At 44.1% G+C, this 16376-nt stretch carries 11 protein-coding genes; 9 read left to right on the forward strand and 2 right to left on the reverse strand.

The window, feature by feature from the left end:
• The first annotated feature begins 39 nt into the window (after window positions 1-39).
• Window positions 40-990, forward strand: a complete 951-nt coding sequence (locus tag ACWGXJ_RS01040) for a ring-cleaving dioxygenase (RefSeq protein WP_452565959.1) — start codon at window positions 40-42, stop codon at window positions 988-990.
• A gap of 121 nt (window positions 991-1111) precedes the next feature.
• On the opposite strand, the gene ACWGXJ_RS01045 is transcribed toward ACWGXJ_RS01040, so the two are convergent.
• On the reverse strand, window positions 1112-2263 hold the full coding sequence (locus tag ACWGXJ_RS01045; RefSeq protein WP_452565960.1) for a glycosyltransferase family 2 protein: 1152 nt from the start codon (window positions 2261-2263) through the stop codon (window positions 1112-1114).
• A 352-nt stretch (window positions 2264-2615) separates the two neighbouring features.
• On the opposite strand from ACWGXJ_RS01045, the gene ACWGXJ_RS01050 reads away from it, so the two are divergent.
• The 8 genes from ACWGXJ_RS01050 to ACWGXJ_RS01085 all read left to right on the forward strand — a co-directional run bounded on the left by ACWGXJ_RS01050 (window position 2616) and on the right by ACWGXJ_RS01085 (window position 14780).
• Complete coding sequence (locus ACWGXJ_RS01050; RefSeq protein ID WP_023986502.1) at window positions 2616-3338, forward strand: GntR family transcriptional regulator; 723 nt, start codon at window positions 2616-2618, stop codon at window positions 3336-3338.
• Window positions 3339-3632: 294 nt separating this feature from the next.
• Window positions 3633-6017 carry a phosphoketolase family protein gene (locus ACWGXJ_RS01055; RefSeq protein ID WP_452565961.1) on the forward strand — a complete coding sequence of 795 codons (2385 nt, stop codon included), beginning with the start codon at window positions 3633-3635 and terminating at the stop codon, window positions 6015-6017.
• A 275-nt stretch (window positions 6018-6292) separates the two neighbouring features.
• Entirely contained in the window at window positions 6293-7135 is an 843-nt protein-coding gene (locus ACWGXJ_RS01060; RefSeq protein ID WP_452565962.1) for an aldo/keto reductase, read from the forward strand.
• 180 nt (window positions 7136-7315) lie between these two features.
• Entirely contained in the window at window positions 7316-7897 is a 582-nt protein-coding gene (locus ACWGXJ_RS01065; protein ID WP_452565963.1) for a PspA/IM30 family protein, read from the forward strand.
• 36 nt (window positions 7898-7933) lie between these two features.
• Entirely contained in the window at window positions 7934-8968 is a 1035-nt protein-coding gene (locus tag ACWGXJ_RS01070; protein ID WP_061830225.1) for a hypothetical protein, read from the forward strand.
• Window positions 8965-9759, forward strand: coding sequence for a TPM domain-containing protein (locus ACWGXJ_RS01075; RefSeq protein WP_069290814.1), 795 nt, complete (start codon window positions 8965-8967; stop codon window positions 9757-9759). The genes ACWGXJ_RS01070 and ACWGXJ_RS01075 overlap by 4 nt, the downstream gene beginning before the upstream one ends.
• 19 nt (window positions 9760-9778) lie before the next feature.
• On the forward strand, window positions 9779-10771 hold the full coding sequence (locus ACWGXJ_RS01080) for an SPFH domain-containing protein (protein WP_069290815.1): 993 nt from the start codon (window positions 9779-9781) through the stop codon (window positions 10769-10771).
• A gap of 259 nt (window positions 10772-11030) precedes the next feature.
• Window positions 11031-14780 carry an alpha-L-arabinofuranosidase C-terminal domain-containing protein gene (locus ACWGXJ_RS01085; RefSeq protein ID WP_452565964.1) on the forward strand — a complete coding sequence of 1250 codons (3750 nt, stop codon included), beginning with the start codon at window positions 11031-11033 and terminating at the stop codon, window positions 14778-14780.
• Between the two features lie 102 nt (window positions 14781-14882).
• On the opposite strand, the gene ACWGXJ_RS01090 is transcribed toward ACWGXJ_RS01085, so the two are convergent.
• A complete protein-coding gene (locus ACWGXJ_RS01090; protein ID WP_254351788.1) occupies window positions 14883-16280 on the reverse strand; it encodes a phytase in 1398 nt (465 codons plus the stop codon).
• Between the last annotated feature and the right edge of the window lie 96 nt (window positions 16281-16376).

A 16376-nucleotide genomic window follows, 5' to 3' on the forward strand; every position in this document is an offset into this window, starting at 1 on the left:
ATAAAAATAAAGGTTCCTACGATTAAAGGAGGGTTTCATATGTCACTTCAAACTACAGGTATCCATCATATTACAGCTTTTGCCGGTAATCCGCAGGAAAATGTCGACTTCTATGCCGGCGTCCTGGGACTTCGGTTAGTGAAGAAAACAATCAACTTCGATGCTCCTGAGGTTTACCACTTGTACTTTGGTAGCGAGGCAGGAAGTCCTGGAACGATCATTACTTTTTTTCCTGCACCAGGAACTCCTAAAGGACGAATCGGAGGTGGCCAGGTGGGCATAACCTCGTATGTTGTACCCCCAGGTTCACTTGATTTTTGGCAGCATCGTTTGGAAAGCTTTGATATTCAAGTTACGAAAACAAGCCGTTTTTCTGAACAATATCTTCAATTTGAGGATAATGAGGGCTTACGCCTTGAGCTTGTTGAACGTGAAGCGGGAGCGAATAGTACTTGGTCTTACGGTGGTATTTCGGCTGATAAAGCAATTAAGGGGTTTGGAGGCGCCGTGCTATTTAGCGTCAACCCACAGAGAACGATGGATGCATTGGAGAGCATACTCGGATTTACGAAAATCGCTGAAGACGCCGAATATGCCCGTTATCAGTCCGTAGGAGAAATCGGCAACATCGTAGATGTTCCGCTCGCCAAAATGGGTTTAGGCTTTGGTGGAGCAGGCACGGTACATCACATTGCGTGGCGTGCAAAAGATTTTGAACAACATGAAGAATGGAGAAGCGCAGTCCAGCATTATGGATATCAGCCGACTCCCATTATAGACCGCCAATATTTTAATGCGATATATTTCAGAGAAGCGGGCGGCATCCTATTTGAAATTGCTACAGATCCACCGGGATTTGCTAACGATGAACCTACTGAATCTTTGGGACAGGAATTAATGCTGCCAGAGTGGTATGAACCGCAGCGGGCTCAAATCGAGGCGAATCTGCATCCTATTGAAGTGAGAACATTAACGGAAAAACAAAAGTAAGAAAAAGTTGCATATGACTCTTCCATAAGACAGCTTGCCGAGTTTGGCCTGCTCTCAGATGGAGGAGTCTTTTTATTACGGGAAAAATTCATGTGTTTCGTGTCCTTCCGGCCTCTTGCTACTACTCCACCAGCTTTTCAGACTTCACTAGCATTTCTCGTAACACATGAGCGACTCGACTTTTCCGGTTCGCTGCCTTCTTTTTTATCAAGTGTAATGATTTTTTGTATGCATGAGTATGGCTTTGATCGTAGAACTGCTTGGCTGCAATGCGTAGTGTTCTTCTTAATAACAGTGCTGATGAGCGTGTTAACCTAGAGCGGAATCCCCTGCGCAATACCCGCAATGTATTTTTGTAGGTCTCAAAATCCTCGGATGGAGGGATAAGGGCGAATAAATTTAACGAGGAGTCATTGAATCCGTAGGTTTCATACATGATTCTCAGGTTTTCCGTATTTAACACGTTACCTCTAAGATAGGTTGGATGTTCCTGATGGTATCCGACCACCTCTTTGATGCAATAAAAAGGGATCTTCATGCGATGCAGTCTATAGCCAAGGTCCCAGTCTTCGAGTCCGTACAGCACAAACCGTTCATTGAAACCTCCAATACGAATCAAGTGACTGCGTCTGATGGCTACACAACGAGTAACCAGCAGCATCCAGGGGGCTACGTCCGTTGAGGCAAATTGTTTCTGCGTATTGGGAGGAACCCTTGTGGGACTAACTACTTTAGACAGTGCACCCGTTTGGTGAAGGATATCTTCTGGGGTTATGATCGGAGTAATTTCGTTCGCTGCTTCATAGTCAGCATTCCATAAGTTGGACTGCGTAAGTATGTTGCGACATTGTTCTTTTTCCTCAGGGGAAAAGTCAGGGTAATAATGGGTAAAAGCATCGTCCCACGAGTGAGGAATGCCTGAAAGCACGGACTTGGGATATTTACGGTGATAACGGCTCACGATCCTAATGAATTCCGGTAATACTACAAAGTCAGCGTCGCAGAAGATGATGTACAGCCCTTTTGCACGGCGCAGTCCCAAATTTCGAACGGCAGATCGACCGCGTTGTTCCTGATGTGACACATAGATAAGAGGATAGGATGCTTTGAAGCCTTCGACCATTTCTTTCGTTCCGTCTGTAGAACCGTCATCAGCTACAATGACTTCGAATAGTTGCTTTGGATAGGTTTGTGTCTCAAATGAAGCGAGTGTAAGCAACAATTGCTGGGCTCGATTATAGGTTGGAATGATGATGCTGTAGCGGATAGCCAATATGATCTCCCCTCCACCATTCTTATTAGAAAACGCTTGAACAAGATAAATAATAACAATGTATTCAAGGATTTTAGCCTGGTCTAGTCAAACATCCCTCCAGGTTCGAAACAGGCTTGGTCTTATTACCGATATTAAGGTGGGGGTTCTGTATCTTCTGCTGTTTTGCAGGTACGTTCAGTGGTGTTATGTATGTGTAATCATGGTATTATGCATAGAGATGTAAAGTAAAAGCGAGGGCGCTTCCTATCCGCTGAAAGCCCACTCAGCATACAGAAACAAACATGAGATGAAATGGGCAAGTTATGGTAAACTATATAGAGTTATAGAAGACCTGAAAGAGGAGTACTATATGACACAATTTGTCTATAAGCAAATTATTGACGATCTCAAGATGAAAATTTTTGCTGGAAAGTTTGCAGATATGAGATTGCCAGATGAACGTAGTCTTAGTGAGACTTACCAGGTTAGTCGTAGTTCAATTAAACGTGCTCTGACTAAAATGGAGAATGTCGGAATCATTTTCAAAAAACAAGGTTCCGGGACATTTATTAATCCATTATACATAAGAAATGAATCTATCTTTAACTACGAAGGCTCTAATCTAGGGGTCACTGATAATTTTCAAATGCATGGTAAAAAGCCAAAAATCAAAGTATTGAGTTTTGAGGTCATTCCGCCAACAGAAGAATTACAGCGCGATTTGTTCTTGGAGACTCATGATTTTGTTTACAAAATTGTCCGCTTACGTCTGTTTGATGATGATCCTTTTATGATTGAAACGGGCTATATCCCTATTAAAATTGTCCAGAATTTAAATCAGACCATTATCGAGGGGTCCATTTTTAATTATTTGGAAGACTCGCGGAACTTGGCTGTCACCAAATCTTTTTTATCCATTTTTGCAGAACCGTCCCAAGAGAATGATCAAAAGCTGCTTCATTTAAATGAAAATGAGCCTGTAGGTATTATGGAAGGCGTGTTCTTTTTAGATAACGGTACGCCATTTGAGTTTTCTCATATGCGATTTCATTACAAATATTTGAAATTTAACACCTTTGTATCGGTTCACTAATGATAAGACTGGAGAATTCTCCGGTCTTTTTTTTATGGTTTTGAGAAAAGGATTGGAGTCTGCGATTGCCTCGTTTATTGCAAATTTTATTGGTTTATAATTCTATATATTTTAATGTAAGAGCTTTTTTACTGTCTTTTTAATTTATATTTCATAGTATGTTCAAAATTTCACAAAATTGGACCGTATCACTTGTGAAAAAGGTTGAATTTAATCAGCGTAGCGTTATGATGTACATGTAGATGAAATTTCCGGAAATAAATTACAAACAAAACTACTTAGGGAGTGGACACCATGTCGTTATCACCCGTGTTAGCAGATTATTCATCTAAAACATATTTAGAAAAACTTGATGCATATTGGCGTGCAACGAACTACATTTCGGTAGGTCAGCTGTATTTAAAAGATAATCCTTTGTTGAGAGAGCCTTTAAAAGATTCAGATGTGAAGGTTAAGCCTATTGGACACTGGGGCACAATTCCGGGCCAAAACTTTATTTATGCACATCTAAATCGTGTTATTAATAAATATGATTTGAGCATGCTTTACATTGAAGGTCCTGGTCACGGCGGCCAGGTTATGGTTTCAAATTCTTATCTGGATGGAAGCTACACTGAAATCTATCCGCAAATTACACAAGATATCCCAGGTATGAAGAAATTGTTCAAACAATTCTCTTTCCCTGGCGGTATTGCTTCACATGCTGCTCCTGAAACACCTGGATCTATCCATGAAGGTGGAGAATTAGGTTACTCCCTTTCTCATGGTGTAGGTGCCATTCTGGATAATCCTGATCTGATTTCGGCTGTTGTTATTGGTGATGGTGAAGCTGAAACGGGCCCATTAGCCGCTTCGTGGTTCTCTAACCGATTTATCAACCCCATCACAGATGGTGCAGTGCTACCAATCTTGCACTTGAATGGCTTTAAGATTAGTAACCCAACGATTATGTCTCGTCAATCGAAAGAAGAATTGACCTCATACTTTAAAGGTTTGGGTTGGGAGCCGTTCTTTGTTGAAGGTGAAAATCCGGATCACATGCATCCAGAAATGGCGAAAGTATTGGATACGGCTATCGAGAAGATTGAAGCTATTCAAAAGAATGCGCGTGAAAATAATGACCTTACTCGTCCGGCGTGGCCGATGATTGTATTCCGTTCACCTAAAGGCTGGACGGGTCCGAAGGAATGGGACAACGTGCCGAATGAAAATTCATTCCGTGCCCATCAGGTTCCAATTCCGGTTGATCAAAAAAATATGCAGCACGCACCTGCTTTGTTAGAATGGCTGAATAGCTATAGACCAGAGGAATTGTTCGACGAAAACGGTCGTTTAAACTCTGAGCTTGCTGAAATTTTGCCTACAGGCGATAAACGCATGGGAATGAACCCTGTTGCGAATGCGGGTAACCTCATTAAAGACTTGAAATTACCGGATTTCCGTAACTATACGCTGGATAATTCCGTACCTGGTAAAGTGATTGCGCAAGATATGTCGGTTTTAGGGAAATACGTTAAAGATGTGGTTCTTTTAAATGAAGAAAATCGTAATTTCAGAATCTTCGGACCGGATGAAACGATGTCTAATCGCTTGGCTCCTGTTTTTGAAGTAACCAAACGCCAATGGATGGACCAAGTTATTGAACCTAATGATGAATTCTTATCATCCTATGGCCGCGTAATTGATTCTCAATTATCCGAACACCAAGCTGAAGGATTGCTGGAAGGTTATGTATTAACAGGTCGCCATGGTTTCTTTGCAAGTTACGAAGCCTTCCTGCGTGTGGTTGACTCGATGATCACCCAGCACTTTAAGTGGCTGCGTAAAGCAACGGATCAAGGATGGCGTGCAGATATCCCATCACTGAATGTCGTAGCAACTTCAACGGTGTTCCAACAGGATCATAATGGGTATACACACCAAGATCCAGGTTTGTTAGGTCATTTGGCTGATAAAAAACCAGAATTTATTCGGGAATATCTGCCAGCGGATACCAATTCATTGTTGGCTGTTTTCGACACCATTTTAAACGACCGTCAAAAGATCAATTTGATTGTTTCGTCTAAACACCCACGTCCACAATGGTTTACTGCTGATGAAGCGAAAGAATTGGTGGATAAAGGGTTGAAGATCATTGACTGGGCAAGTACAGATCAAGGTGGAGAACCTGACCTTGTCATTGCTTCTGCTGGTACAGAGCCAACGATTGAAAGTTTAGCTGCAATTTCTATTTTGCATGAAAAACTGCCTGACTTGAAGATTCGGTACATCAACGTGGTAGATTTGCTGAAACTGAGAAGTCAAAAACTAGACCCGCGTGGATTATCCGACGCCGAGTTTGATCATTTTTTCACAAAAGACAAGCCCGTTGTTTTCGCTTTCCATGGTTACGAAGGTCTGATCAAAGATCTGTTCTTTGATCGTCATAATCATAACTTGCATGTACATGGTTACCGTGAGAATGGGGATATTACGACACCATTTGATATGCGTGTATTAAATCAAATGGATCGTTTTGACTTAGTGAAGGAAGCTGTTCTCAACTTACCTGACGCTGGGAAGTACACCAACATTGTGGATGAAATGGATGCTACGGTTAAAAAACATCATCAATTCATTCGCGAAGAGGGTATTGACCTACCAGAGGTAGAGAACTGGGTATGGAATGGCTTGAAATAAAAATACAGACACTTCAACTTTGTGTTGGACAACCAAGCCATCAAGCATGAAGTGGAATATATGATTTGGTAGTGGTACAAGTGCCTGCCCCCTTGACTTCAAGTATGATTTCAATGGGGATCAGGCGCTTTTTGATTTAGCACAAAGAGAACTTGGTAGGGAAGTTACGAGCTAGTGGGTATATACATATATAGGGAACGGAATGGATTGCTATATTTTGCCGGAGCTTTGAAGAGGTGTTATGGTATATGAGAATAATAAAGGAGGCTGTAATTATGAACCAACAAATTCCGGAGAAGGTATTGAATGATGGCATTAAAGTGCCCGTCATTGGATTTGGGACTGCTGGAATTAAGGGTGCAGATGGAGTCAAGGCGATTACCGGCGCGATTGATGCAGGTTACCGTCTGATCGACACAGCGTTCAACTATGAAAATGAGGGTGCTGTTGGGAAAGCGGTCCAGCAGAGCTCTGTTCCCAGAGAAGAATTGTTGATTTGCTCCAAACTACCGGGTCGCCGACATGCTTACCAAGAAGCCATTGTAACGATCGAAGAGTCATTATATAGAGGAGGCCTGGACTATTATGATCTTTATCTGATCCATTGGCCGAATCCCCAAATTGATCGATATGTTGAAGCCTGGCAGGCGTTAATTGAGGCGAAGAAAAGGGGCTATATCCGTTCCATTGGGGTCTGCAATTTCTTGCCCGAGCATAATGAACGTTTAATTCGGGAAACAGGTGTCACGCCGAGCTTAAATCAAGTTGAATTGCATCCATTATTTAATCAGGAACAGCAGCGTGCAAAAGATGCTGAACAGGGCATCGTGACGGAATCATGGAGCCCCTTGGGTCGCGGTCACAGCATGCTGGAGAATGAAGAGATTGGGAAAATTGCTGCTGCTCATGATAAAACGACTACACAAGCGATTTTACGTTGGCATATCCAACTTGGAGCAATCCCGATCCCTAAGGCCTCTTCTTTAAAACACCAAACGGAGAATCTAGATATTTTTGATTTTGAGTTGTCTCCAGAGGAAATGAACGTGATTTCGGCATTTAGCAGTGAGGATGGACGGATATGGGGGCAGGACCCCAAGTCCTATGAAGAACTATAATCAGGAACCATAATAGAAGGGTTCAAAAATCTGTCGTGGGTTTTTGGACCCTTTGCTTTTATAATAAAACGAACACACATCTGAAAGTGATCGATGGGCCAGTATATATGGCTGGGGAACATTTTTTACCGGATTTGATGTATGATATGGTGGAATGTAGTCCTTTCGAAGGAGGTCATCATGGGGATTTTGTCAAGGTTTAGGGATATTATGAAAATGAATGTTAACGCCTTAATGGATAAGGTGGGAGATTCGGAGAAAACCATTGACGATTATATGCGGAATTTGAACAGTGATCTAGGCAAGGTGAAAGCGGAGACGGCTTCAGTGTTGGCTGATGAGAGAAGGACGAAAAGAGCACTGGATGAATGCAAAGCCGAGATCAAAAAGCTCCAGCATTATGCCAGTAAGTCTGTGGAAGCTGGTAATGAAGAGGAAGCTCGAAAGTTTCTGGAGAGAAAAGGTTTGCAGGCGGAGAAATTGGAACAATTACAAACATCCTATGATTTAGCTTCGACAAACGCCGTAAATATGAAACAAATGCAGGAGAAGTTGGTGTCCGATATGGAGCAACTAGAAGCGCGGCACGCTGAACTTAAAGGGAAGATGGCGGTTGCCAAAGCACAGCAAGCCTTGAACTCTATGGGCAGCAAGAATTCTGCTTTTGAGGTCATGGAAGAGCAGGTGAACAGAGCGTATGATGAAGCGATGGCTATAGCCGAGCTTCGGGCAGGAACGAAGGACGACCTGGATGCTTTATAAGGAATCATAACAGTATCTACATGAAGAGGTGAGCAGATGCCGGTTATCGAATACAAATGCCCCAACTGCGGCAGCGGCATGGTCTTTGACGGTGAGACAGGGATGTTATCCTGTCATAGTTGCGGAAGAGAGGACAATATTGAATCTATTCCTGATCCTCTGATAAATCGTATTTTTTCAGAAGATGAGGCCCATGAGTATCATTGTAATAACTGCGGAGCAGTGATTATGACCGAAGTGGAGACGAGTGCAACGGTGTGCAGCTTTTGTGGTTCTGCCGTGGTTCTTGGAGACCGACTGACCGGGAAGCTGGCTCCGGCGCAGGTTATTCCTTTTTCAATCAGTAAGGAAGAGGCCATAGTTGCTTTCAAAAAATGGTGCAAGAACGGCCGTCTGACGCCGAACCGGTTCATGATGGCAGACCGAATCAAGGGAATAACCGGGATGTATGTGCCCTTCTGGTTATATGAATTACATAATAAAATTGAGGTTCAAGGTGAAGGTACCCAAGTGAGAACCTATACGAGCGGAGACTACGAATATACGGAAACGAAGCATTTTGATGTATATCGGAAAATCCGTTTGAATTATGTAAAGGTTCCGATTGATGCTGCGGAGAAAATGAACGACGAGCTGATGGATAAATTGGAGCCTTTTCCATACGATCAGCTAAAACCCTTTAAAACGCCATATCTAGCAGGTTATATTGCGGAGAAGTACAGTTATAACGAAGAAGAGCTCTTCCCGCGAGTTAAAGAGAAAGTGAAGGAATATATTGATGCTTATATTCATTCTACGGTGTCGGAGTATACGTCCGTGAGTTATACGGAAAAGCAAATTGATACTACATTAAAACAAGCGGATTATGTTCTACTCCCGGTATGGGTCATACACTATGACTACAATCAATTGGAGCATACGTTTGCTATGAACGGACAGACGGGCAAGGTAGTCGGTAAGCCTCCGATCAGCAAGTTCAAAGTGACAGCTTGGTTTGCAGGCATTTTCGGCATTACTCTCTTCTCATTAAGATTAATCACTTGGCTGATGATGGGAGGGGAATTCTATTGAAAAAGCATAGAGCCATTATAGCCGTCTTGTTGTTCTTTGCTGTTTTTCTGGCAGTTCCTATGGAAATGAAGGGCGAACCAGCAACGACAGAAATGAAGCCATTGATTTATGATGAAGCGGGTCTGCTCAATCAGGAAGAGTATGATGTGTTGAACACTATGGCTAATCAATACGGAGCGGAAAGAGAAACGGACATTATTATTTATACTACTCTCAATCCCGACAATATGGATGTTATGAAAATGACGCAGGACTTTTATGATGACCATGGCCCTGGGTATGACAGATCTCATGGGAACGCGGTCATTTTAACGATGGATATGAGAAATAGAGAGGTGTACTTGGCCGGATTTTATAAGGCAGAACGGTATCTGGATGATGACAGGCTTACTAAAATACGCCATGAGATTAGCCCGGATCTGACGAACGGCAACTATGGGCTGGCATTTCAAAAGTATATTCTGAGTGCGCACAAATATTTGGCCATCCGTCCAGGGGTGAATCCAGACAGTATATTTTTTAAAGGATGGCTTCATTTGGCGGTGGCGCTGGGATTGGCAGCGTTGATCGTGGGTAAGATGGTTTCCAATTCTGGCGGTCGGGTTACGGTAAATCGGCAGACCTACGAGGATGCGAACGCTTCAGGAGTTCTGGAGCATCGAGATCAGTATCTTCACACAACGACAACGAAGCGGAAGATTGAAAAGAGCAGTAGCAGCAGTTCATCAGGCGGAGGAGGCGGAACCACCAGCGGCGGTCATTCGCATAGCGGCAGCAGAGGATCATTTTAACGGAAGGGATGGATACAGCATGGGATTCTTCAGAAATCAATTTGCAAATGTTGTAGAGTGGGAAGAATTTAGAGATGATATGATTTTCTGGAAGTGGAGTAATCGTGAAATTAAAAAAGGCAGTAAATTAATCATCCGCTCCGGTCAAGACGCGATTTTTGTAAATAACGGCAAAATAGAGGGTATTTTTGAGAATGAAGGGTCATATAACATGGACTCTGACATTATTCCATTTCTATCCACCTTAAAAGGGTTTAAATTTGGTTTTAACAGTGGCATGAGGGTAGAGGTCTTATTCGTTAATACGAAGGAGTTTACGGTCAAATGGGGGACGCAGAATCCAGTGCTGATCCCGACCCCCCAGCTGCCAGGCGGTATGCCGATCCGTGCCAATGGCACATTTAATTTTAAAGTGAACGATTATGTTACGCTCATCGATAAAATTGCCGGAGTGAAGGACAGTTATCTCGTTGAGGATGTGAAAATACGCATTACTTCGGTGTTGGATCAGTTATTAATGAAGTGGATCAGCAGAGAAGGAAAGGACATGTTCAATCTGCAGGCGAATGCTTCTGATATTTCAAAAGGTATTCAAGAAGATCTGGATATGCAAGTGATGGACAATGGTATGACGATTACTGGCTTTCATGTGATGAGCTTCAATTATCCTCAAGAAATCCAAGATATGATCACGAAGACAGCTTCTCATGAAATGATCGGTAATCTGCAAAAGTACCAGCAAGTGACGATGACGGACGGGATTGCATCGGGTAATGTAAAAGGCGGCGGTGCAGCTTCGGATATGGCGAGTATGATGATGGGGATGAATATAGCAAATGAAATGATGAAAAATTTGAACCCGAACCCAAAGCCTTCGGCTGAGACTCAGCCTACACCTGCTGCCCCCTCTCCATCTGGAGACGGTAATAAGCCCAATTTTTGTCCGAATTGCGGTACAAAAAACGAAGGAGCTAATTTCTGTCCGAATTGTGGACAAAAATTGAACGGATAACCATAACTACGACCAAGCTTCTTTATTTCGGAAAAGTTCCGACTGGGTCAAGCAATCCTGTAAGCCAAAAGGCAGTTATCGCAGAGTATCTTCTGTGATGGCTGCTTTTTTATGTAGTTTGTTCAAGTATTTTCTTCATAAATCCGATTTATTGGATTGAAAAAGGTACTCAGGATAAGGTACTATAACTATATAGTATGTATTTATATTAACTAATTAGTCATTACATTAATAAACTATAGGTATAGGAGCAACGAAGATGACCAAATTCCAAGATCAAATTATTGCACGTTACAAGTTTGATGATGCAGAGAACGTCGGCAAAGATAGCTCAGGGCAAGGTAACGATGGGGTTGCTTCAGGCACAGTAACACCTACGATTTCCCATGCTACCGGTAGAGCAGCTTTGACGCTTGAGGGAGGCCCCAACGGTACATCGTATATCCAGCTTCCTTCCGATCTATTCAAAGATGTAAGCGATAACACCGGTGTGACGGTTACTGCTTGGGTCAACTTCGGCAGATTCACAGATATGTGGGAACGTGTTTTTGACTTTGGTAAAGCCCATACAGGGCCCTATATGTTTATGACACGGAATCTGCGCGGAACCCTTTTCACCGAGGCAGATTTGTCCGTAGACCCGGGAAGAGGTTTTGTCAGGGATGAGTGGATGCACATAGCCCTGTCTGTGATCGGCACGGAAGGCGGCACATTAAGCAGCGCGGGTCCGGTGGTATATGTCAATGGTGAGGTGGTAGCGGACGGTTCCATCAGTCAAACTTCCAGCGGCAACTATGCCAAGCTGCGTAAATGGTTCGAAACGTTTACAGACTCGTCCAACTACAGCAACAATTTTATCGGTCGCTCCCAGCATGCAGCGGATGTAGACTTTGCCGGCTCCGTTTCAGACTTTCGAATTTATAAAGCAGGCCTGACGGCGGATGAAGTCATTGAGGTCATGTGCGATTCGTTGACAGATGAAGAGATCGTGAAGCTTGCCAGAGATAAATATTTGTCCTTTCCGACGACGATTGTAACCAAGGACATAACTCTGCCAACGGTTCTGATGGGCGGAAGAGTAGAAGTAACCTGGAAATCCAGCCAACCTAGTATACTCTCTGACAATGGTCAGATTCAGGCGATTACTTCCGCACAAGGGGTTACCGTCACGGCTCTATTGACGAAGGGCTTAAGCCAGATTGAAGAGAGCTTTGAGGTATCCGTTCTTCCTGAACAGCTACCTCCGTACACGCTGACCATTCATGGAAATAAGGAAGTAGTGGATGTCAGCGAAGTGATGTACGGCTTGTTCTATGAAGATATCAATAACGCAGCAGATGGCGGGATTTATGCAGAACTCGTTCAGAATCGCTCCTTTGAATCTTTCGAGTTCGATACGTATTCCCACGCTTCCGGTGAATGCGGCTGCTCTACCGGACGGAACCGCAACCCGTTGTTCGCTTGGTCTGGTGATACGGATAAGATGACTCCACAACATAGCGGTGGATTAAATGAGTTTTTAGGCGCAAAAGACAAAGAAGTGAACTCTTATTATGTGACGGTAGCGGATGGTGCAACGATTCGGAACAAGGGCTTTGCCGACTCTAACCAGAATTGTGCCATGTCCATCCAAGAGGGTGCCAAATATGAGTTTACCATCTGGGCGAAGGCCGATTCAGCGGGCACAATCACACTGCAACTGCAAGACTCAAATGAAAAGGCTATTAGTGATTCGGTTACGATACAGGTGGAAGGCGGCAACACGTGGAAGAAGTACGGCATCGATTCCAAGCTTGTACTGACAGGCTCAGCTACGGTTCTCGGGCAGCTGGCGCTTACATTTGAAGGGGACATTTCGGTTGATATGGTTTCTTTATTCCCACAAGATGTATGGGGCGCAGGAGAGGAAGAGCAATCCCCATCGGCACATGCTAACTTCCAGGGTAATCCTAACTACCGACTGAGAAAAGATTTGGTGAACGCACTGGTTGGCATGCATCCGAAGTTTTTGCGGTTTCCAGGTGGTTGTATTTCCGAGGGTTCATTTATATGGGAAAACGTATACGATTGGAAGGAATCGATTGGGGATATCGAGCTGCGCAAGGAAAACTTTAATGTATGGGGCTATATGATGACCATGGGTCTTGGTTATATGGAATATTTCCAGTTGGCAGAAGACCTGAATGCAGCTCCGCTTCCGGTTATGGCCTGCGGCGTGCTCTGCCAAGCCCGCTCGGATTATGCTCATCCCGCTGGAGGCGCATTGAGAGAATACTATATTAAGAACTTTACGGATCTGATCGACTTTGCGATTAGTGTGGATTTTGAACATAATGAATGGGCTGCTATGCGTAAAAAAATGGGCCATGAAGCTCCGTTCGATCTGCGTTATTTGGGGGTAGGTAACGAGAACTGGGGCACAGAGTTTTTTGCCAACTTTGAAGTGTTCAAGACATCGATTGATGAGTACATGGAGAAAAATTATCCGGGTTATGAGCTACACATCATCTCCACGGTTGGCGCTCAAGCAGACGACGATGCCTATCAGCAGGGCTGGAAGTTCTTAAGCGGTAATATGACTGGTTCGGCTAAGGTTGCTTTTGCAGATGGTAACCAGGTGACGGAAGAAACGGTAACCTGGTATGAGAAGCAAAAGGACTATATGGACACCATTGCAGATGAGCACTATTATCGTTCTAACGAGTACCTGCTGAATAACGTGGACCGCTATAACTACTACTACAGAGCTTATAATGCGGACGGCAGTATAAATTGGAAAGCAACATCAAAGGTTTTTGTCGGGGAGTACGCCTCAACGGATAAAAATACATTGGCAGGCGCTGTAGCAGAGGCAGCGGTGATGACGGGCTTCGAAAATAATGCCGATGTCGTTCGGTTGGCTGCCTATGCACCGCTGTTTAACAAGGTGCTGACAGATGGAACTTACAGATGGACGCCAGACTGCATCTGGTTCGATGACGAAACGGTGTGGTTTACGCCGAACTACTATGTACAGCAAATGTATGCTAAATATTTGGGGAATAAAGTATTGAGCACTTCTTTCTCTACTTACAAAAACGGCAAGCCAACGGATCTCATTCCTCAGGGGGGAATTGAAATTGCAACAGGCAATGCCGAGGTTATGATTAAGCGTGTGACTGTTACTTCCAACCAGGACGGCAGTGTGCTGCTGGATCAAGACTTTACCCAGGGATTGGATTCGGCCTGGCAGGTCATTCCCGGTTCCGTGGGCTCTACAGTGGAGGAAGGCAAGGGGCTTGTGCTCAAAGCTCAGGATAGCGGTCTGAATGGTTTGTACATCTTGAACGATAGCTGGGGCAATTACAAGGTAGAGGTGGTCGCTTCCCGTATTTCCGGCACGGACGGCTTTTATGTGGGTGCGGGTCTCACCGATATTTCTGCGGAGAAAAAGGACGTCGTTGAATACGCGATCGGCTATGGCGGCAAGGCTACCGGCGTGAAGGTTTACAAGCAGGGCATAGAAGGCTACACATTGGGTGACTACTCTTCCAGTACAGCGGCAGGTAACTTGAGAGCAGCTAGCTATGAAGAGTTGGCTGACAACACGGACTACACCATAACAGTGAACTACGGCGGTGAAACGGGTAGTAATCTGATTTGCTCATACACCGACGGCGAGACAAGCAGCAAGGTGCTGGACTACAAGCTGGAGGCTTACAACAGAGACGTGTTCAACTCGGTAACCCAAGATGCTGAGCATGTATACGTGAAGCTGGTGAATGCCGACAACGTGGATAAGGTAATACAGCTGAATCTACAAGATTTGAGTGTTGAGTCCATCGCTAAGCTGGTTACACTAACTGGCGATTCCTCGCTTGTTCATGTACCTAACGTGAACAAGAAGAATGATGAGAAGGTAATGCCTACCGAACAGCAGATCACGCTTCAGACGGATTCTGTCCTCTTAGACTTACCGGCCAACTCGGTAAATGTGCTGGTGCTGGATCTTAAACCTTTTCTCGCTTAAAAACAAAAAGGGGTGTCCCAAGTAGCCGGTTTATGGCTTTTGGAACACCTCTTTTTTTCTATGAATAGAGTCGGAATGTTGAGTTGATTTCCCCGAAGGGCATTACTGCGTGCTTCTGTTTACCAATTCACGCGGGTTGATGCCATCGTCTATCGTTAGCGGGGTAGGGGCTCCCGTAGCGATTCGCTCCCAGGGCACCATTTTAAAGTTCTGATTCAACTTTTTGCCATTTTGAAGATTTTCGTCATCTTGTGCAACGAAGATACCATGCGGGAAATTTTTGCCTAATCCGTAGCCAAGAACATCAATACCGTCTGTGACAGACGTACCATCAACGGTAGGGCTCGCGCTAATCGTGAAGTTGCTTATATATGCATTGTCTCCTTGTCGTTCATAGATCGCATAGCTGCTGTTTCCTTGGCTGGAGGCCATGAGGTACCCTTTGCCATCTTTACCGTAATACAATGTAAGTCCCTCTATATCATCGTGAAGTCTGCGCCCATCTGCAATATCCACACGTCGCAGCGGCTCGGTTGAACCGTCTGGCTCGGCACTATACTTCCAAATAGCGTAATCCTCTTCAGCGATGTAGATCGTACCATATTCATCATCAGCAACCATGCCTTCGGATTGCGTATTCAGCTTGAACTGGCGGACAAGCTTACCTGCAATTTTGCCGCTTCCGTCGTCAGTCAGCTCATATTGCTCAAATTCACCCTCTTTGCCCAACACGAGCGCGTAAAATTTATCTGTCTTGAGGCTATGGTATAAGCTGAATCCGTACACTTCTTTCATAGATGCTTTAATAGGTTTGCCAACCACGTTGGTCAGCTTTCCTGATGCACCGTCAATGGAAAAGATATCGATCGTGTTGTTGGTTCGATTGGTTGCCCCTGCGATATCAATTTTTTTGCCGCCCAATGTGAAACCGTAACGAAGATCCACGTTATTCATTTTTCCGACCTTCATGTTTTGCAGTTGCTTACCTTCCAGATCATAGACTAAAATCCCGCCGCCTTTATTGGTTGCTAAAATTCTACTTTTCTCCGGATCGACCGGGTTGAGCCAGATTGCAGGGTCGTCGGCTGCGTCTTCTCCATCCTCCACAGCTTCTGTTTCGGCAGAGGGGATCACCTTATAGGTGGGAACTGCGTCCTTAGGATCTGCATATTTGCTGTTCTCTGCTTCAAGCGCTGTAATAAGTTTTGTAGGAAGATATACATTTCCATTCATCATCTTAATTTCCCGGTCCGCTTTTCCGCTTAGTCCAGCTAGACGATATTGTTTCTCACCCACTGTAAAGGTCCCGACAATGCCATTTTTCAGCTTGACCAAAACAGACTGGTCATCACTGTCCCATGTAATTGTCGCCCCCATTTTATCTGCCTGTGTTCGTAGTGATGCATACCCGGATGGCTGAATGTCTGCCGCATGGGTCAGTTCTGGTGATACCAGAATCCCCGTTAACATGGCTAATAATGCTAGTTTAGTTGACTTCATATGTATGCCCCTTTTCTGAAGTGAAAATGATATAACCGACTCAGTATAAAGCGAGAATATCAAAAGGATACAATGAAAATGTAAAGAGAATGTAAA

Source organism: Paenibacillus sp. S33, from assembly GCF_053615415.1.